16 protein-coding genes are annotated in these 16,882 nt (G+C 59.2%); 11 read left to right on the forward strand and 5 right to left on the reverse strand.

Annotated elements, in window-relative coordinates; all coding sequences use genetic code 11:
* Positions 1 to 146: 146 nt before the first annotated feature.
* Complete coding sequence (locus ACYYKW_RS15565) at positions 147 to 410, reverse strand: DUF4404 family protein (protein ID WP_095121064.1); 264 nt, start codon at positions 408 to 410, stop codon at positions 147 to 149.
* Positions 411 to 518: 108 nt separating this feature from the next.
* Entirely contained in the window at positions 519 to 1,139 is a 621-nt protein-coding gene (locus tag ACYYKW_RS15570) for a phosphatase (protein ID WP_093099900.1), read from the reverse strand.
* A 198-nt stretch (positions 1,140 to 1,337) separates the two neighbouring features.
* Here ACYYKW_RS15570 and ACYYKW_RS15575 point away from each other — a divergent pair, with 198 nt between their 5' ends.
* The 3 genes from ACYYKW_RS15575 to rssC all read left to right on the forward strand — a co-directional run bounded on the left by ACYYKW_RS15575 (position 1,338) and on the right by rssC (position 4,035).
* Positions 1,338 to 2,027: an MlaA family lipoprotein gene (locus tag ACYYKW_RS15575; protein WP_090284701.1), complete on the forward strand. Its 690-nt coding sequence runs from the start codon at positions 1,338 to 1,340 to the stop codon at positions 2,025 to 2,027.
* 344 nt (positions 2,028 to 2,371) lie between these two features.
* Positions 2,372 to 3,553, forward strand: a complete 1,182-nt coding sequence (rssB, locus tag ACYYKW_RS15580) for a two-component system response regulator RssB (protein ID WP_090284699.1) — start codon at positions 2,372 to 2,374, stop codon at positions 3,551 to 3,553.
* A complete protein-coding gene (gene rssC, locus ACYYKW_RS15585) occupies positions 3,553 to 4,035 on the forward strand; it encodes an anti-sigma factor antagonist RssC (protein ID WP_003226553.1) in 483 nt (160 codons plus the stop codon). Before rssB ends, rssC begins: the two co-directional genes overlap by 1 nt.
* 195 nt (positions 4,036 to 4,230) lie before the next feature.
* Here rssC and tal read toward each other — a convergent pair whose 3' ends face one another.
* On the reverse strand, positions 4,231 to 5,157 hold the full coding sequence (gene tal, locus ACYYKW_RS15590) for a transaldolase (protein ID WP_093099902.1): 927 nt from the start codon (positions 5,155 to 5,157) through the stop codon (positions 4,231 to 4,233).
* Positions 5,158 to 5,359: 202 nt separating this feature from the next.
* Complete coding sequence (locus tag ACYYKW_RS15595; protein ID WP_464990501.1) at positions 5,360 to 6,316, reverse strand: cellulase family glycosylhydrolase; 957 nt, start codon at positions 6,314 to 6,316, stop codon at positions 5,360 to 5,362.
* Between the two features lie 294 nt (positions 6,317 to 6,610).
* Between ACYYKW_RS15595 and ACYYKW_RS15600 the strand changes: the two genes are divergently transcribed.
* The 8 genes from ACYYKW_RS15600 to ACYYKW_RS15635 all read left to right on the forward strand — a co-directional run bounded on the left by ACYYKW_RS15600 (position 6,611) and on the right by ACYYKW_RS15635 (position 16,326).
* Positions 6,611 to 7,051 (forward strand): low molecular weight protein-tyrosine-phosphatase, encoded by a 441-nt coding sequence (locus ACYYKW_RS15600; protein ID WP_093099906.1) that lies wholly within the window; start codon positions 6,611 to 6,613, stop codon positions 7,049 to 7,051.
* Between the two features lie 39 nt (positions 7,052 to 7,090).
* On the forward strand, positions 7,091 to 9,319 hold the full coding sequence (locus ACYYKW_RS15605; protein WP_093099908.1) for a polysaccharide biosynthesis tyrosine autokinase: 2,229 nt from the start codon (positions 7,091 to 7,093) through the stop codon (positions 9,317 to 9,319).
* 40 nt (positions 9,320 to 9,359) lie between these two features.
* On the forward strand, positions 9,360 to 10,442 hold the full coding sequence (locus tag ACYYKW_RS15610) for a glycosyltransferase (RefSeq protein WP_464990502.1): 1,083 nt from the start codon (positions 9,360 to 9,362) through the stop codon (positions 10,440 to 10,442).
* 15 nt (positions 10,443 to 10,457) lie between these two features.
* Positions 10,458 to 11,570 (forward strand): polysaccharide pyruvyl transferase family protein, encoded by a 1,113-nt coding sequence (locus tag ACYYKW_RS15615; protein ID WP_093099912.1) that lies wholly within the window; start codon positions 10,458 to 10,460, stop codon positions 11,568 to 11,570.
* On the forward strand, positions 11,567 to 12,799 hold the full coding sequence (locus tag ACYYKW_RS15620; protein ID WP_464990503.1) for an MATE family efflux transporter: 1,233 nt from the start codon (positions 11,567 to 11,569) through the stop codon (positions 12,797 to 12,799). Before ACYYKW_RS15615 ends, ACYYKW_RS15620 begins: the two co-directional genes overlap by 4 nt.
* A complete protein-coding gene (locus ACYYKW_RS15625) occupies positions 12,790 to 13,893 on the forward strand; it encodes a hypothetical protein (protein WP_090284683.1) in 1,104 nt (367 codons plus the stop codon). The genes ACYYKW_RS15620 and ACYYKW_RS15625 overlap by 10 nt, the downstream gene beginning before the upstream one ends.
* 12 nt (positions 13,894 to 13,905) lie before the next feature.
* Positions 13,906 to 14,952, forward strand: a complete 1,047-nt coding sequence (locus tag ACYYKW_RS15630) for an acyltransferase family protein (protein WP_464990504.1) — start codon at positions 13,906 to 13,908, stop codon at positions 14,950 to 14,952.
* Positions 14,953 to 15,192: 240 nt separating this feature from the next.
* Complete coding sequence (locus tag ACYYKW_RS15635) at positions 15,193 to 16,326, forward strand: SGNH/GDSL hydrolase family protein (RefSeq protein WP_464990505.1); 1,134 nt, start codon at positions 15,193 to 15,195, stop codon at positions 16,324 to 16,326.
* A gap of 96 nt (positions 16,327 to 16,422) precedes the next feature.
* Here the strand turns inward: ACYYKW_RS15635 and ACYYKW_RS15640 are convergent, their stop codons facing one another.
* Positions 16,423 to 16,836 (reverse strand): phosphohexomutase domain-containing protein, encoded by a 414-nt coding sequence (locus tag ACYYKW_RS15640; protein ID WP_090284677.1) that lies wholly within the window; start codon positions 16,834 to 16,836, stop codon positions 16,423 to 16,425.
* Positions 16,837 to 16,882: the final 46 nt, after the last annotated feature.

A 16,882-nucleotide genomic window follows, 5' to 3' on the forward strand; every position in this document is an offset into this window, starting at 1 on the left:
GCTCGCGATAGCGGTGTGTCAGCTGACGATGATGTTAACTGACACACCGCTATCGCGAGCAGGCTCACTCCTACAGGGGAATGCATTGCCAAAGTTGAATGAAAAAGCCCTGCCAGCGATGGCAGGGCTTTTTGCGTTTCGGGGAGTCAGATCCCCATGCTGCCCAGCGCGTTGACGATGTTGCGCAAGGTGCCGGCTATGGTTGGATGGTCAACTTCAAAGCGTTCAACGGCGAGGTTCACGCCGTCGGCAATGTTCGAATCGTTGGTCTTGGTTTCGAGTTCAAGTTCCAGTTCAATCTGCGCCATCAACGCGTGCAAATCCTCACGCTCGGCTTCCGACAGCGGTGGATTCTGTTCCAACTGCTCGCGCAGGGTATCGAGCTGTTTTTGCAGTTCTTGGGCGGGCATGGTGGTTTCCTTTTATCAATAGGCACTGGCATTGACCGCAGCCGCGCGCCAAAGGTCGGTGGCTGACCTTTAGATTAATCCACTCACGCCAAACCTGCATAATCCGGATCAGGGCTTTTCGCCTTTGAGACGGCGCAGGTTGATGTCCGCCAGGCAGGTGTCGAGCTCGCCCAGATGATCGATTACCGAATGCACGCCAAGAGCGAATAGTTGCATCGTCGCCTTGCCACGCAACAACTCGCGCTCCTTCTGGCCCAATGCTTGCCATTCCACAGGCGTCAGCCCGCAGAGTGAACCGCAGGAGGCGAGGCCGATGGTCCATAGCCCAGCGTTGAGGCCTGATTGCAGCAATCGCGGTTCGCCACTGACCAGTACGCAACCATCAAGGCTTTCGACGTTCAACGCCATCAGCGCTTGCCAACAAGCGTTGGGCGCTGGCCATGGAATTGTTGTTGCCGAATGTTGCGCCGGTTTGATCCAGGGCGGCAGCGTGGCTGACAACGACTGCGTCAGGGCGGCGGGCAGCTCATCCAGCCAGGCACAGGGAATCTGCTGGCGCCGCAAGCTGCGCAAGCTGTCGAGCGCACCCGGCGTGGCCTCGGCGTGCTCGGGCAGGGCGCTTGCCTGTTGCCGTGCGCGCGCGCCGAAATCCACCAGGCAACCGCTCAGGCCAAACAGCACGGCAGTCAGGCTCGAGGCGGCGAGGGGCAAGGTTTCGGCGTGAGTCATGGCAACGTCCCTGAAATAACGCTCAGGCTAGGGTGCGTCGGTGACAGTTGGATGACAATGAAGTGAACGACCCGCGCGGAAAGATCCTACAGACCGCTGCATCGGCCAGACTGTCCAAAGCGGCGTTTACGCTTATACTAGCGGCCTTAATGCCCGGACCCTGACGTCCGCGACGGTACAAATCCAAGGAGTTTTTCTATGCGCTTGAGCCATCCGCTCGCTCAGCTTTGTGTCTACGCCGGCCTGTCGCTGGCGCCGTTGGCCAGCCAGGCGGCCACGGAAGATGATCCTTGGGAAAGCGTCAACCGTCCGATCTTCCAGTTCAACGATTTCGTTGACACCTATGCGCTCAAGCCGCTGGCGCAGGGTTATGAATTCGTCACGCCGCAGTTCGTTGAAGACGGTATTCACAACATGTTCCGCAACGTCGGTGACGTCACCAACCTGGCCAACAACATTCTGCAGGCCAAACCGGCGGCCGCTGGCGTCGATACGGCACGTCTGATCTTCAACACCACGTTCGGTCTGCTCGGCTTCTTCGACGTCGGCACCCAGATGGGCCTGAACCGTAGCGATGAAGACTTCGGCCAGACCCTCGGCTACTGGGGCGTGGGCAGCGGTCCTTACGTGATGCTGCCGCTGATGGGCCCGAGCACCCTGCGTGATGCACCGTCGAAATACGTCGACGGCTTTACCGGCCCATACCGCTACATCGACCACGTGCCGACCCGCAACTCGATCTTTGGCCTGAACATCGTCGACACCCGTGCCAGCCTGCTATCGAGCGAGAAGCTGATCAGCGGCGACAAGTACACGTTCATCCGCAACGCCTACCTGCAGAACCGCGAGTTCAAGGTGAAGGATGGCCAGGTCGAAGACGATTTCTGATTTCGACCGAAAAACAGGAAGGCGACCTCAGGGTCGCCTTTTTTGTCTGTGGAGCAGGCTCGGCCCGGCAGGATGACCTTCCATCCGGTTACGCTTCCGGCCGTTCTTATAACTCTCGGTGCTTTGACAAACAAAGTCGTCAAGCGACCATCGGCGCACGCTTGAAACGCTCTGCGGATGGGAGTACCGTCTGCGCCTTAGAAGGGCACCTCTGTTTAAAACCGCGTGCGAAGCGAATGCTTGAAAGCGCTGCAGCAGAGAGGCTAGAAAGCGAATCCAGTAGTCTGTGCAAGGCCCGAGGCCTCGCCACCTACGCCAACCTAATTCTGGCGCCGTTTGCCCACATGCCAAAAACCAGTGCCACGCTGCTGATAATCGATGATGACGAGGTAGTGCGCGCAAGTCTCGCGGCCTATCTGGAAGACAGTGGTTTCAGCGTCCTGCAGGCCGGCAACGGTCAACAGGGTCTTCAGGTATTCGAGCAAGAAACGCCCGACCTGGTCATCTGCGATCTGCGCATGCCGCAGATGGGCGGTCTCGAACTGATTCGTCAGGTCACCGAGCGCTCGCCGCAGACGCCGGTGATCGTCGTTTCGGGTGCCGGCGTGATGAACGACGCGGTCGAGGCCCTGCGCCTGGGCGCGGCGGATTACCTGATCAAGCCTCTCGAAGATCTGGCGGTGCTCGAGCATTCCGTGCGTCGAGCCCTGGATCGTGCGCGCCTGCTGCTGGAAAACCAGCGCTACCGCGAGAAGCTGGAAAAGGCCAACCGCGAGCTTGAGGCCAGCCTCAATCTGCTCCAGGAGGACCAGAACGCCGGTCGCCAGGTGCAAATGAACATGCTGCCGGAAAGCCCGTGGAGCATTGACGAGTTTCAGTTCGCCCACCAGATCATCCCGTCGTTGTACCTGTCGGGTGATTTTGTCGATTATTTCCGCGTGGACGAACGCCGCGTCGCGTTCTATCTGGCGGACGTTTCCGGGCATGGCGCGTCTTCAGCGTTCGTTACCGTGCTGTTGAAGTTCATGACCACGCGCTTGCTGTTCGAATCCAAGCGCAACGGCACATTGCCGGAATTCAAGCCTTCGGAAGTGCTCGGTCATATCAACCGGGGGCTGATCAGTTGTAAGCTGGGTAAACACGTCACAATGGTCGGTGGAGTCATCGACGAGGAGACCGGTTTGTTGACCTATAGCATCGGCGGCCATCTGCCGTTGCCTGTGTTGTACACGCCTGACAGTGTTCGTTATCTCGAAGGCCGTGGTCTGCCGGTGGGGCTGTTCAATGAAGCCACCTACGAAGACCACGTGCTTGAGCTGCCGCCGACGTTCAGCCTGACGCTGATGTCGGATGGCATTCTGGACCTTTTGCCAGAACCGACGCTCAAAGAAAAAGAAGCCGCTTTGCCTCAACGGGTGAAGTCGGCGGGCGGCAGCCTGGATGGTCTGCGGCAAGTGTTTGGATTGGCCACGCTAGGGGAGATGCCGGATGATATCGCCCTGTTGGTGTTGAGCAGGAATCTTTAATGAGTACCGGTAGAATCCAGTTCGCCGAGCAGGACGGCACCTTCGTCCTGAAGTTCGTCGGTGAAGTTCGCCTGACCCTGTGTTCGGCGTTGGATGCGACTATTGAGAAAATCTTCACCGCGCTGAATTTCAACGCGATCGTGATCGATTTGACCGAAACCCGCAGCATCGACAGCACGACCCTTGGCCTGCTGGCCAAACTGTCGATCCTGTCGCGGCAAAAGGTCGGGCTGTTGCCGACTGTCGTCACCACTCACGAAGACATCACCCGGCTGCTGCAGTCGATGGGTTTCGAGCAGGTGTTCAACATCGTCAACCACCCGGTGCCATGCCCGGAGTGCCTGGATGACCTGCCGGATCAGGACCAGTCCGAAGAAGTGGTGCGGATCAAGGTGCTCGAAGCGCACAAGATCCTCATGGGCCTGAACGATTCCAATCGGGAAGCGTTTCATGACCTGGTGAATGCCCTCGAGCGGCATTGAGTGGTTGTGAGTCTGCCGGCCCCATCGCCAGCAGGCTAGCTCCCACAGAGTTCTCCAACAATAGCTGACACCACACAAATCCCTGTGGGAGCTAGCCCTGCTAGCGATTGCGGTCGCAATCACAACCCATTCTTCCAGACACAAAAAAGGGCGAACCCGTGAGGGTTCGCCCTTTTTGCATTACGCCAACTCAGTTCACAGCTTGGCCTGCAACAACGCCTCGAGTTTTTCCTGGTCGCGGGCGAACTGACGAATGCCCTCAGCCAGTTTCTCGGTGGCCATCGCGTCTTCGTTGGACAACCAGCGGAACTGCGCTTCGTTGAGGCTCAGACGCGCTTCGCCGGCATTGCCTGGCGCCAGTTTGCGCTCCAGCTTGCCGGTGTCGGCAGCCAGCTTGTCGATCAGGTCCGGGCTGATGGTCAGGCGGTCGCAACCGGCCAGTTGTTCGATCTGACTGAGGTTGCGGAAGCTCGCGCCCATGACCACGGTCTTGTAGTCATTGGCCTTGTAGTAGTTGTAGATGCGGGTGACCGACTGCACGCCCGGATCATCGGCGCCGGTGTAGTCGTTGCCGTTGGCTTTCTTGTACCAGTCGTAGATACGGCCCACGAACGGCGAAATCAGGAACACACCGGCGTCAGCGCAAGCGGCGGCCTGGGCGAAGGAGAACAGCAGGGTCAGGTTGGTCTGAATGCCTTCCTTTTCCAGCACTTCAGCAGCGCGGATGCCTTCCCAGGTCGAGGCGATCTTGATCAGTACACGGTCGCGGCCAATGCCGGCCTTGTCGTACAGCTCGATCAGGCGATGGGCGCGTTTGAGCACGGCATCCTTGTCGAACGACAAGCGCGCATCCACTTCGGTGGAGATACGGCCCGGAATGACCTTGAGGATTTCCTGGCCGACCGCAACGCCGAAGCGGTCGCTGGCGAGGCCGACATCGCCCTTGCAGTCGCTGACGCAGGCATTGAGCAGTTCGGCGTAGGCCGGAATGGCCGCCGCCTTGAGCAGCAGGGAAGGGTTGGTGGTGGCGTCGACCGGTTTGACCCGGGCGATCGCTTCGAAGTCGCCGGTGTCGGCAACCACGGTGGTGAATTGTTTGAGTTGTTCCAGCTTGGAAGTCATGGGCGTGCTCTGTCCTGTGGGTCTGGTGACATTACCCGAGCGCTGACAGCCACTCAAGGGCGGTTGCGTGTCTCGATGGCCCCTGCGGCAACAACCTGAAAACGATTGTTTGAATGGCGGGGCGTGGTACCGATGAATACGATGCCAAAACCGCGCACAGGTTCAAAGCAACCGACCTGCGAACAGATCGGTCGCCCATGACCTACTCGGCGTTGAGCTGGGTTTCCACCGACAGTCGCGCCGGTTTCGGCTGGCCGTCAGAGGTCAGCAAGCCAAAGTTCTGCTCGCGTTCGTTGCTGCCTGACGCGCTGTTGCGCCATTCGTAGATCGAGGTCAGCGGGATGTTCAGCCGTTTAACATCGGCGATGAATGCGTTGATCTTGCTGGCCTGCCCCTCGACGCCGCCGTTCGAGGCGAGCGCCGAAACTCCCCACTCACTGATCACGCCCGGCAGATTGAAATTCTGTTGAATGAACGTTTGCGCATTGCTGATCTGCGTCGCCGTCATGCCGTAAGGGTGATAGGACACCGCGTCGAGGCATTGTGGGTAGTCACTGACGATGCGGCTCAGCGCCACAGTCGACGCCGAACCGGCGCTCGGTGGCCGCGCGAAGCCGAAACCGACCACCGGGGTCAGCTGTGGCTGTGCCTGCAGGGTTTTGCACACGCCGCTCATGAACGGCACAAAGGTCGTGGAGAAATTGCGCGTCGGCCAATAGGTTTCCAGATCCGGCTCGTTCCACAGCTCGATTGCCACCAACTGGGCACTGTACGACTGCTGCAGGCCGTTGACGGCTTTGGCGAAGGTCTCACCGGCGCTCGTCAGCTCGGCGGGCGTGGTGGCCGGCAGCGCCTTGATTGCACGCACGGTCAGCAGCACCGGCAGCCCGGCTGACTTGGCTGCGGCGAAGGCGTTGCTGACTTGTTGCTGATAAGTCCTGGCACTAAGACTGTCGCTCCAGACGCCGAAGCGCACGAAGCTGAAACCGGCGGCTTTGATCTGCTCCGCGTCGGCGGCGGTGAAGCTCTGGATTTTTACCTGAACACCAATGGTCCTCGTTGGCAGGTTGGGAAACAGTTCGCTGGCCTGGGCCTGAGTGGTCGCGCCCAGCAGCATCAGGGTCAAGGCGCCGGCGCGTTGGAAATGGGTCGGTTTCATGTCTGCTCTCCCGAAGAGAAATGACAACTGCGAATTAATCATCGTATTACTGAATTTTCGAACGGGGTACTGGCACTTAGTGCACGAATGTTATTTTTTGTCGGAAAACAAACGCTCGAAAATCACAGTTATTTTTAGTCCGCTAATTGTGGTTGGGGCGCTTTTAAACGCTGTGGTACTTAATACTTCGGGACTAACAGGGCGAATCTATTTCCGAGTGCAGAAAGATCTTGAGGGTTCAAACGAATGCTCTCGGGATATTGGCCGTTTGACATTACACAGGAAAGTAAAACCTTGTTCAAAAAGATCCTCGTTGTCTGCGTGGGCAATATTTGCCGTAGTCCGACGGCAGAACTGTTGTTGCGCAATGCGCTGGGTTCCTCGGTCATCAGTGTGGCCTCCGCCGGCCTCTCGGCACGGGTTGGCGAGGGCGTCGAGGCGTCTGCGCGGCAGGTTCTCGAAGAGCACGGGCACAGCGCCGAGAGTTTCAAGGCGCGGCAACTGACTGCGGATATCGTCAATGACTCGGACCTGATCCTGGTCATGGAGAAACAGCACGTCAATCAAGTACTGAAGATTGCCTCGCACGCCCGAGGCAAAGTGTTTTTGCTTGGCAAGTGGCAGAGCGAACGCGAAATACAGGATCCGTATCGTCAAGGCAAGGCCGCTTTTATTCATGCTCACGCATTGATTGAAGACGCAGTTAGTTCATGGGCAAAGCGCCTCGGGCAATGACCCATATTCTTCAGAACAGTCAATGGTAAGAACAGACTTATGCAGCTACCGTCAGTAATCGGCACCCGTGACAATGATCAAGACAGTATTGATCTGCTCGGCATATTCGGCAGCCTGATCGATCAGAAGTGGTTGATCGGCGCATTGACCGGCGCCTTCATGGTCGCCGGCGTGGCTTATGCAGTGTTGGCCACGCCTGTGTACCTGGCGAATGCGCTGGTGCAGGTCGAGCCGAAAAAGAACGACATGCTCGGTTTCTCCGACCTCAACAGCATGCTCGGCGGGCAATCGCCGTCGGTGACCGAAATCGGCATCATCAAATCCCGCGCGGTGATCGGCAAAACGGTCGACGACCTGCGTCTGGACATTGACGTCACGCCGAAAACCTTCCCGATGATTGGCGGTTTTCTCGCCCGCCGTTATCGCGGCGAAACCGAGTCCAGCGTCGCCGCGCCGCGCTTCGGCCTGAACAGTTACGCCTGGGGTGGCGAGCGTCTGGAATTCGCCCGGCTCAATCTGCCCAAGGAATTGCTCGGCAAGAAACTCACGCTGGTTGCCGGCGAGCAGCAACGCTTCCAGCTGTTCGATGACAACGACAACCTGCTGGTCGAAGGTCGCGCTGGCGAAGCGTTCGCTCAGGACGACGTCGAAGGCCTGATCACGCAGTTGTCGGCCAATCCCGGTACGAACTTCGAAGTGGTGCGCAATCCGCGGATCGTCACCATTCAGGGCTATCAGGACGCGCTGGATATTTCCGAGCAGGGCAAGGAGTCGGGGATCATCCGTCTGGCACTGGCCAGTTCTGACGCGGCGGAAGCGGTGAAGATCCTCAACAAGATCGCCGCGCTGTACGTCGAGCAGAATGTGCGGAGGACTTCGGCGGAAGCGGCGCAGAGTCTGGCGTTTCTGCAGAGTCAGTTGCCGCAGGTCAAGCGTGATCTGGCCAAGGCCAGCGATGCGCTGAACGCCTATCAAACCCACGGCAAGACCGTGAACATCTCGCTGGAAACCCAGTCGGTGCTGGGCCAGTCGGTGGCGCTGGAAACGCGCATCTCCGAGTTGAAAATGCAGCAGGCGGAGCTGGACCGCAAGTTCACCAAACAGCATCCGGCCTATCGCGCCTTGATGAGCCAGATCGGTGAGCTGACCCAGCAACAGAAGTCGCTGGAAGGCAAAGTCCAGGACTTGCCGGCGACCCAGCAGGAACTGCTCAACCTGACCCGCGACGTCGAAGTCGCCTCGCAGATCTACACGCAGTTGCTCAACAAGTCCCAGGAACTGGACATCGTCCGCGCCGGTGCGGTGGGCAACGTGCGCCTGGTCGACACCGCCGATGTCGACCTGACCAGCCCGGTCAAACCGAAGAAGCCGCTGATCGTGCTGATCGCCACGTTCCTTGGTGCCTTTGTCGGCGTGGCGCTGGTGCTGCTGCGCAAATCCCTCAGCCGAGGGCTGGAAGGTCCGGAGGCCATCGAACAACTGGGTTTGCCGGTGTACGCGTCGATTCCCTACAGCGCGCTGCAAGAGGAAGAAGACGGCAGAAAAGGGCGCGCCCGCGACGGCGTCGACAAGCCGGCGTACCTGCTGGCGTTGCGCAACCCGACCGACCTGTCGATCGAGTCGATTCGCAGCCTGCGCACCTGCCTGCACTTCGCCGGGCTCGATTCGACCAACAACCGCATCATGATTTCCGGGCCGAGCCCGCAGGTCGGCAAGACCTTCGTCTCGTCCAACCTCGCGGCAGTCATGGCCTTGAGCGGCCAGCGCGTGGTGCTGATCGACGCCGACATGCGCAAAGGGCATTTGCACAAAACCCTCAACACGCCGATCACCAACGGCTTGTCCGACCTGCTGGTCAAGCGCTGCAGCATCGACGAGGCGATCCACACCGTCGAAGTCGACAACCTGCATTTCATCAGTCGCGGCCAGGTGCCGCCGAACCCTTCCGAGCTGTTGATGCACGCCAATTTCCGCGACCTGCTGGCGGAACTGAGCGAGCGCTACGACCTGGTGATCATCGATACGCCGCCGCTGCTGGCGGTTACCGATGCGGCGATTGTCGGCCGTGAAGCCGGGATCAGCCTGATCGTCACGCGCTTCGGGGTGAACCCGGCGAAGGAAATCGAACTGACCATCCGCCGTTTCGCGCAGAACGGCATCGAGCTCAAAGGTGCGGTGTTCAACGGCGTCGAGAAGCGTGCCGCCAGCTACTACGGCAACGGTGGCTACGGCTATTACAACTACGAATACGCGTCCGACAAATCCTGAAATCTGGCGATTGTCCTTTCCTGTTTGAAGTGGGTGAGTTGTGAAGAAAATACTGCACGTGGCAGAGACGATCAAAGGTGGCGTCGCGACGGTGATCCGCACGATTTCGGCTTCCCCCGAAGGCGACGCGGCAAACTACGAGCTGGTGTATCTGGTCCCGCAGGATCAGGAAAAAGAACTGCACGGCATCGCGCCGCCGCAGATTCGCACCTTCGCCCGCAGCGGCCGCAACGTGCCGTCGCTGTTGCGTTTCGCCTGGCGGCTGAGCCAGGTGCTGATCAAGGAAAAACCCGATGTGGTGCATCTGCACAGCACGTTTTCCGGGGTGATCGGGCGCTGTGTCTGCGTGTTGTTGCGACCGTGGCGCAAGCCGCAGATCGTCTATTGCCCGCACGCGTTTTCGTTCCTGATGGAAAGCTCGCCGACCAAGCAGAAGGTCTATGCGTGGATCGAGCGGGTGCTGCAAAAAGTCACCGATGTGATCATCTGCGTCAGCCAGTACGAGCTCGACAAAGCCGCGCGGTTCGGCATCGAGCGCAAGCGCATGAAACTGATCTACAACGGCATCCACCACAAGGATGACGCGCCGAAAGCTGCGGGAACCGAGCCGATTCATCTGCTGTTCGTCGGCCGTCTCGATTATCAAAAAGGCTTCGACGTGCTGCTCAAGGCCTTCGCCAAAGTCCAGCGCAAGGACCTCAAACTGACGGTGGTCGGCAGTGCGGTGAACGAGGATTCGGTGGATTGCCCGCCGATGGACTCGGTCGAATACCTGCCGTGGGTAACGCCCAGTGAAGTGCAGGCGCTGTATCAGAAAGCCGATGCGCTGATCGTGCCCAGTCGCTGGGAAGGTTTCGCCATGGTGCCACTGGAAGGCATGGCCATGGGTTTGCCGGTGATTGCCAGCAATTGCACGTCGCTGCCGGAACTGGTCACCAACGAAGTGTCCGGCTACGTCTTCCCCAGCGGCGACCACCAGGCACTCGCCGATGTGCTGACGATCATCCAGAAACCGCGCCTGCTCGACCTCGGCAACGAGGGCCGGAGCATCGTCCGCGAGCGTTTCAGCGCCGCGTTGATGATTCGCCAGACCTACGACCTGTATCGCGCTCCCACTTATTAAGTAGAACTCACGCTTATGAACGTAACGATTTTGCACGGCTACAGCGCCTCCAACTCCGGTGACGGTTTGCTGGTCGACCTGGCAATCGCGCTGGTGCAGCGCAACTTTGGTGAAGACACCGCGATCAGCGTCGTCGCTTCCGACCCGGACTCCTTCAACTACTTGCCGCACCCGCGCTTCGACGCGCCGGTGATGGCGGCCAAAGGGCTGGGCCGGGTCAAGCAGGCGGTGTTCCTCAACCAGTCCTACGCTGGGCTCGCGGACCTGTTGAAAAAGACCGACCTGATCGTCGGCGTCGGTGGCGGATACATGCGCTCGAAAAGCGCCTTCGAACACATCAAGTTGAAGATCGGCCACGCCAAGCAACTGGAAACCGCGATCCTCAGCAAGGTGCCGTCGGTGTACCTGCCGCAGAGCATCGGCCCGTTCCACGGCGAAAGCAGCAAGATCGTCGAGCACTACGCCAGCGCCGACGCGGTGTTCGTCCGCGACAATCGCTCTTCGGCGATTTTCGATGCCTGCGAAAACGTCTACCGCGCGCCGGATCTGGCGGTGCAGTCACTGGCCAGCAAGATTCTTCAGCAGCCCAAGTTCACCCGCTGCGCCGCGTCGCCGGCGACCGTGTGCGTGGTGCTGCGCAAGCCGCCGGAGTGGAGCAAAGAAAAGAAAGTCGCTTACGTCGCCAATCTGAAATTGCTCCTGCAACGCCTGAAGAACAAAAGCAAAGTGGTCTGCGCCGTGCAAAGCGCGGTGCGCGGCAACGATGACGGCGCGTTCTATCGCGAACTGGGCATCACTGAAGACCTGCTGTCGCTGAAAGCCACAATCGCCAAATACCAACCGGACCTGGTGATTTCCGTACGTCTGCACGGCGCCATCGAATCGCTGCTGTCCGGCGTGCCGGCCTACCACATCAGCTACGAGCGCAAAGGCTTTGGCGCCTATCAGGACATGGGTGTCGAAGACTGGGTGATCAATGGCGGCGACATCGACGTCGACACCATCATCAACACGGTGTACGCGCCGAATGCCTTGGCGGATTTCGGCAAACGCCTGACCGACACCTGCCGCGAGATCGAGGCAAAAACCGTGGCCATGGACGAGATCATCAAGGGTGTCGTTCGATGATATTTCGCCTGTTGCTTCGCGGCGGGGCATTGGGCGCGAAGTTTCTGCTGGTGCTCGCGATCACCCATTACCTGGGCTATGAGGCGCTGGGTTTTTACGGCGTGGTAGTGGCGGCGTCGCTGATTGCGTCGAAGTTCTACAGCGTCGGGTTCAGTTCCGAGATCAATCGCTTGATCAGTGTTGGCGGCAGTTCGCGCCGGGTGGTCGATAAAGTCCTGCTGTTGTATCTGGCAGTAGGGCTGCTGTTGTCGTTGGTCACGGTGCTGATTTATTCGTTGTTCCAGCAGGTCGAAGCGACCGCTGCGCTGGTGCTGTGCGTGACGTTGGTACTGCTCACCGAACACCTGTCGTTCGAGATCAACTCCTTTGTCTTTTCTGCACAGAAAGCAACCGCCGGGGCCTTGCTGTTTTTCATCAAGACCGGTCTGTGGGCGGTGTTGGCGGTGGCCGGGATGATGCTCGGCTGGGTCGCGGGCATCGCCAGTGTGTTGTGGCTGTGGGTCGCCGCCAACGTGCTGGTAATTATCGCCGGTTACCTGATCGTGGCGCGGGTACACAAGGGACGGGAAGCGGCGGTGCTGGACACCGCCACCGTGTGGAAGGCCGGGCTGCCGTTCTACCTCGGCACCGGTTTGATCGCGCTGAGTCAGTACGCCGAACGCTTTCTGATCATCGATCTGGAGCCCTACGCCAGCCTCGGTAAATACGTCTACGCGTGGTCGGCGGCAAACACCTTGCAGGCGTTGTCGTATGCGGTGGTGGCGGTGGTCGGGATTCCGGTATTGGCCAAGCGGTTTCAGGCCGATCAGCAGGCGTTCACGGTCAAGCAACTGTTCGTGAACAAATGGGTGATGCGCTCGCTGCTGGTCTCCGCCGTTGTCGCCGTGGCGATCTACGGGTTTTTCAATCTGGTGCTCGATTACGTCGCCACCAGCGTGCCGCGTCCGGATAACGCCATCCTCGGTGTGCTGATTTTTTCCTTTGCGCTGCGGGCCATTGGCGACATCGTCTGGGGCGGTTTGATTGCTTCGAAAAACAGCCGTGTGTCGCTGGCCAGCGCGGCGATCTGCCTGCTGATTTCGGTACCGGTCAGCTACGTGCTGATCAAGCATTACTCGATATACGGCGCGGCGTGGGGCAACGTTTTCGCCGTCGTTGTGCAACTCGCAGTGATTGCGCTGTTGACCCGCGTCACTGCGGCGAAGAAGGCTGCGTTGTCATGGGCCTGAAGTTGCCGTGCATCGAGTTTCGCGGCAAGCGACTCGATTCTTCGATTTCGTTTTTGATCCTGTTTACCGGGTTGTTTCTGTCGGTGGCGATGCCGCTGTTGGTCCCGCGTGATCCCGGCCCGGATGCGATGACCTTGTGGTCGTCCTACGCGCGCGCCGACAACTGCAATTTCTGGAACCCGTTCTCGCCCGATCGCTCGTCCTACGAGTGCTCGGCGTTCCTGCTGCGGCCCACCGGGATCAATCTGACCAACGCCTGGGCCTACGGCATGTTCTGCAATTTCTTCCTCACGGCGATTCCGGTCGTGGTGTTCCGGCGCATGCCGCTGACGATCTTCGGCACTTTGTGTCTGTGGGGCATCGTCCGTTCGTTTTTCCTCGAAAACCTGACCAAGGAAATCATCGTCTCGGTGGCGGTGTTGAGCATTCTGCTCAGCTCGTTGACACGCAAATATCGCGGCGGTTTTTTCTTGTCGGCGGTGATCTACGGCGTGCTGATCCGACCGTACTGGATTCTGTTTTCGCTGTCGTGGGTCGGCGTTTGCGTGATGAAAAAATACGTGTCGCGCACGACGTTCTTCCTGATGTTGTTCCTGTTTTACCTCGCGGTGGCCATGTCGATTCAGATCGCCCTGGGTTTTCCGGTGTCGTCGATTCGCGCCAGCAACAACGAACTGCGCACGGCAGGGGAGGAGGGCTCGAAGTCGTTGATCGTGTCGTGGCTCAGCGGCAGTGATTTCGTCTCGCAGGCGCTGGACTCGATGATCATTTTCTTCCGGCTGTCGTTCCCGGTGGAACTGATTCTGCTGTCCGGTCCGGGCCAGGTGATCTTCGTTGCGCTGATGATCATGACTGCGTTGCTGCTGTTCAAAGTCATCACCTCGACCGATTACAAGGGCGCGCCGATCCAGACCAAACCCAAGGAACTGATCGCGATTCCGCTGGCGTTCCTGCTGGTGCAAGGCTTGTTCGAGCCGGACTTTGGTTCCTTTGCCCGGCATTTTTCGATGGTGGTGCCGGTGTTGTTCGTTGGCCTCGGCTTGATGCTGCGGGCGAACAAACCGGTGCAGGTTGAATCCAGAATTCTGAATTGAGGCAGGTGCTGTATGTCGAGCAAGAAAAAGTCCCTGGAGATCGAAACCCTGCGTGGCCTGGCATGCCTGCTGCTGGTGCTGTACCACGTCATCGGGCCGCTGGGCGGCGGGTTGAAGATCGATATCGGCTCGCCGTTCCGGGTTATCGCCGATTCGATGGTGTACGTGCGCATGCCGCTGTTCACCTTCATCTCGGGGTACATCTATTCGATCTACAAGATCCGTGGCAATGACTTCGGTGCGTTTTTCAGCGGCAAGGTGCGCCGCCTGATCGTGCCGCTGTTTTGCGTCGGTGTGCCATTCTCGGTGCTGCAAGCGGTGGGGCCGGGGGTGAACAAGGATGTCGGGGTGATCGACGCATTGCTATCGTTCTGGGTGCCGATCAACCACTTCTGGTTTTTGCAGGCGGTGTTCATCATTTTCATCTTCGTCGGCCTGCTGGAGTGGCGCGGTCTGCTGCGTTCGGCGACGCGTCTGTATGGCCTGTTTGCCTTCGCCGCGCTGTTGTTTCTGCTGCCGCCGTTGCCGCTCGATGCATTCGGCATCAACGGCGCGATTTATCTCCTGCCGTTTTTTGTCGCAGGGATGATCGGCCAGGAAAATGTCGAGGTGTTGAAACAGCGCTTCAAGGTGCTCGGGCCGCTGCTGTTTGTGCTGATCTCGTTGACGCTGCTGTACGTCGCGGCGATTGATCGCGAGTTGATCGTTGATCGGCGCAGCCTGATCGGCCTGGCGGTGGGGTGTGTGTCGTGCATCGCATTGTTGTCCAGCGACATGCGTTCGAAAGCGCTGACCTGGCTCGGTGGCTATTCCTATGCGATTTTTCTGTTTCATGTGCTGTTCGCGGCGACGTCGCGGTTTGTGCTGGGGCGCCTCGGCGTTAAGGATGAGAGCCTGCTGGTGCTGGGTGGCTTGAGTGTCGGCTTGCTCGGGCCGGTGGTGTTGGCGATGATTTTCAGCCGGTTCAATTTCACCTCGGTGTTGTTCCTTGGCGAGAAAGCGACCAGGAAGAAACCGGCGGCGGTCATCGCCCCCGTGGTGCAAACCCAAAGCAGCTAAAAGCTTCGCGAGCTGGCTCGCTCACACAATGGATTTGTGCACGACACAGAGCCCCTGTGGGAGCTGGCTTGCCAGCGATAGCGACCTGTCAGACAGAGATTTACTAACTGACCTACCGCCATCGCTGGCAAGCCAGCTCCCACAGGTTTCATGAAATGAATACATGTTGTGGATGACTCAGAACCTCTGTGAGAGCGAGCTTGCTCGCGAAGGGGCCATTCCAGACTGAAGGAATTTTGCATGGTGGCAGTTGATGACGCCCAACCCGTGTCTGCATCGGTGATTCAGATAGGCGACGCTCGCGAGCGCTTTGCCCAGTGGCGCGAGGGCAAGGCTGGCAAGGTGTTGTCGGTCTCGGTGATCGGCGACAGCTACACCGCCGGGCAGGATTTCTATTTGAACAAACTGGTGCAACGGGTGGCCGGTGAAACCGGTTTTGCCGGGCCGGGTTATGTCGGTTTCAACCACGGCGCGGCACTCGGCGGTACGCACTTCAAATACACCCGCAGCAGCGATAAATACTTCGGTGGCGGCTGGAAAGTCTCCGAACTGGGCCAGTCCAGTCCCGACAGCCGCACCGTGACCGGTCGCGCCGGCGCGTGGCTGCAGGTGGATGCCAACCCTACGCCGCGCATCGATACGGCAGTGACTCAGGCGAAGCTGTTGTACCTGGGCAATGGCGAAGCCAGTGAACTGCGTTATCGCTGGTCGCCGGCGCAAGACTGGCAACCGTTGAAACTTGCCGGTTCGGGCGTGCAGGAAGTGCCGCTTGCCGGCCTGTCCACCGCAAAAGACTGGTCGTTCAGGCTCGAAGTGCAGAAAGGCGCGCCGACTTTGTTCGGCCTGTGGATGCGCAACGATCAGTCCGGCATTCGCGTGTCGAAACTGGCGGCCTCGGGTGCGGCTTCGGCGGATTTTTATCACGCCGACCCACGATGGCAGGCGCAGTGGAAAGCGGTGGTGGCGAAAATCCCCGCCGACGTTTATCTGATCATGCTCGGCGGCAACGACCAGGGCTTCGGCGTGAAGCCGGAGCAGTATCTGCATAACGTGCAAGGTCTGGTCGGCATGCTTCGTGAGATTCAACCGGCGGCGAGCATCAACCTGGTCATGCGCCAGGACACCACGCGATCCAGCGCTTACCCGATGGCGGCGTATGCGCAGGTGCTCGAGCCTTGGGCGCGTGAGCAGCACTTGGGGTTCGCCAACCTGCAATGCGCGTTCGGCCCCGACGTCAAACGCTACGCCGTGGCGATGATCGGCCCGGACAAGATTCATCCGCTGCCGGCCACGGGCGGGAAGGTGATTGCCGATTATTTCTACGGCTGGATCATGGGAGGCAAGACTGACTGCAACGCTGCTGCGAAGAACTGAGTGTGCGAGCGAGCCTGCTCGCGAAGGCGTCGTGTCAGGCACTGCATGTGCTGAAGCTGCCGACGCTTTCGCGAGCAGGCTCGCTCCCACAAAGGGTCAGGGGTACTGCTTGAAGGAATCGATAAGCCCCAGCAATTCGGTGAGCTTCTGCGGCATCAACCGCGCATCACAACGGGTTTCCACGTTGATGATGATCGCCGGGTCGTTGCAGCAGATCCGCACGCGAAAGCGCCAGTCACTGAAAATCACTTTCAGGCCATCGCGGTCATCCATTTCCAGCGCCTGCTCGCCATACAGCGTTTTCAGATGTGCGAGCAGGGGATAGGGATCGCGCATTGGCCGGCGAATATCGCCGGACGCCGGAAACACGCCGATCCGCTCCACCAGCAGAATCGTGCCCAGCCAGGTTTCGTTGGCGCTGGGCAACGGCTGATGGCGCGACAGCCAGCTCATCATTCCAAGGTTGTCCACCTCACGTTCAATCTCTGCTGAATAGTGTGCAATGTTCATGGTTGCCTGCCTGAAATAATGAGTAAATCCGCAATGCTTGAGCCGT

This window comes from Pseudomonas sp. 15C (assembly GCF_055484735.1).

Excerpts from the sequence above, each read along its gene's own strand:
- ACYYKW_RS15565 (WP_095121064.1), bottom strand. The coding sequence starts at position 410 with ATGCCCGCCCAAGAACTGCAAAAACAGCTCGATACCCTGCGCGAGCAG.
- ACYYKW_RS15625 (WP_090284683.1), top strand. The coding sequence starts at position 12,790 with ATGGGCCTGAAGTTGCCGTGCATCGAGTTTCGCGGCAAGCGACTCGAT.
- ACYYKW_RS15570 (WP_093099900.1), bottom strand. The coding sequence starts at position 1,139 with ATGACTCACGCCGAAACCTTGCCCCTCGCCGCCTCGAGCCTGACTGCC.
- ACYYKW_RS15605 (WP_093099908.1), top strand. The coding sequence starts at position 7,091 with ATGCAGCTACCGTCAGTAATCGGCACCCGTGACAATGATCAAGACAGT.
- tal (WP_093099902.1), bottom strand. The coding sequence starts at position 5,157 with ATGACTTCCAAGCTGGAACAACTCAAACAATTCACCACCGTGGTTGCC.
- ACYYKW_RS15615 (WP_093099912.1), top strand. The coding sequence starts at position 10,458 with ATGAACGTAACGATTTTGCACGGCTACAGCGCCTCCAACTCCGGTGAC.
- ACYYKW_RS15620 (WP_464990503.1), top strand. The coding sequence starts at position 11,567 with ATGATATTTCGCCTGTTGCTTCGCGGCGGGGCATTGGGCGCGAAGTTT.
- rssB (WP_090284699.1), top strand. The coding sequence starts at position 2,372 with ATGCCAAAAACCAGTGCCACGCTGCTGATAATCGATGATGACGAGGTA.
- ACYYKW_RS15595 (WP_464990501.1), bottom strand. The coding sequence starts at position 6,316 with ATGAAACCGACCCATTTCCAACGCGCCGGCGCCTTGACCCTGATGCTG.
- ACYYKW_RS15630 (WP_464990504.1), top strand. The coding sequence starts at position 13,906 with ATGTCGAGCAAGAAAAAGTCCCTGGAGATCGAAACCCTGCGTGGCCTG.
- ACYYKW_RS15640 (WP_090284677.1), bottom strand. The coding sequence starts at position 16,836 with ATGAACATTGCACACTATTCAGCAGAGATTGAACGTGAGGTGGACAAC.
- rssC (WP_003226553.1), top strand. The coding sequence starts at position 3,553 with ATGAGTACCGGTAGAATCCAGTTCGCCGAGCAGGACGGCACCTTCGTC.
- ACYYKW_RS15635 (WP_464990505.1), top strand. The coding sequence starts at position 15,193 with ATGGTGGCAGTTGATGACGCCCAACCCGTGTCTGCATCGGTGATTCAG.
- ACYYKW_RS15575 (WP_090284701.1), top strand. The coding sequence starts at position 1,338 with ATGCGCTTGAGCCATCCGCTCGCTCAGCTTTGTGTCTACGCCGGCCTG.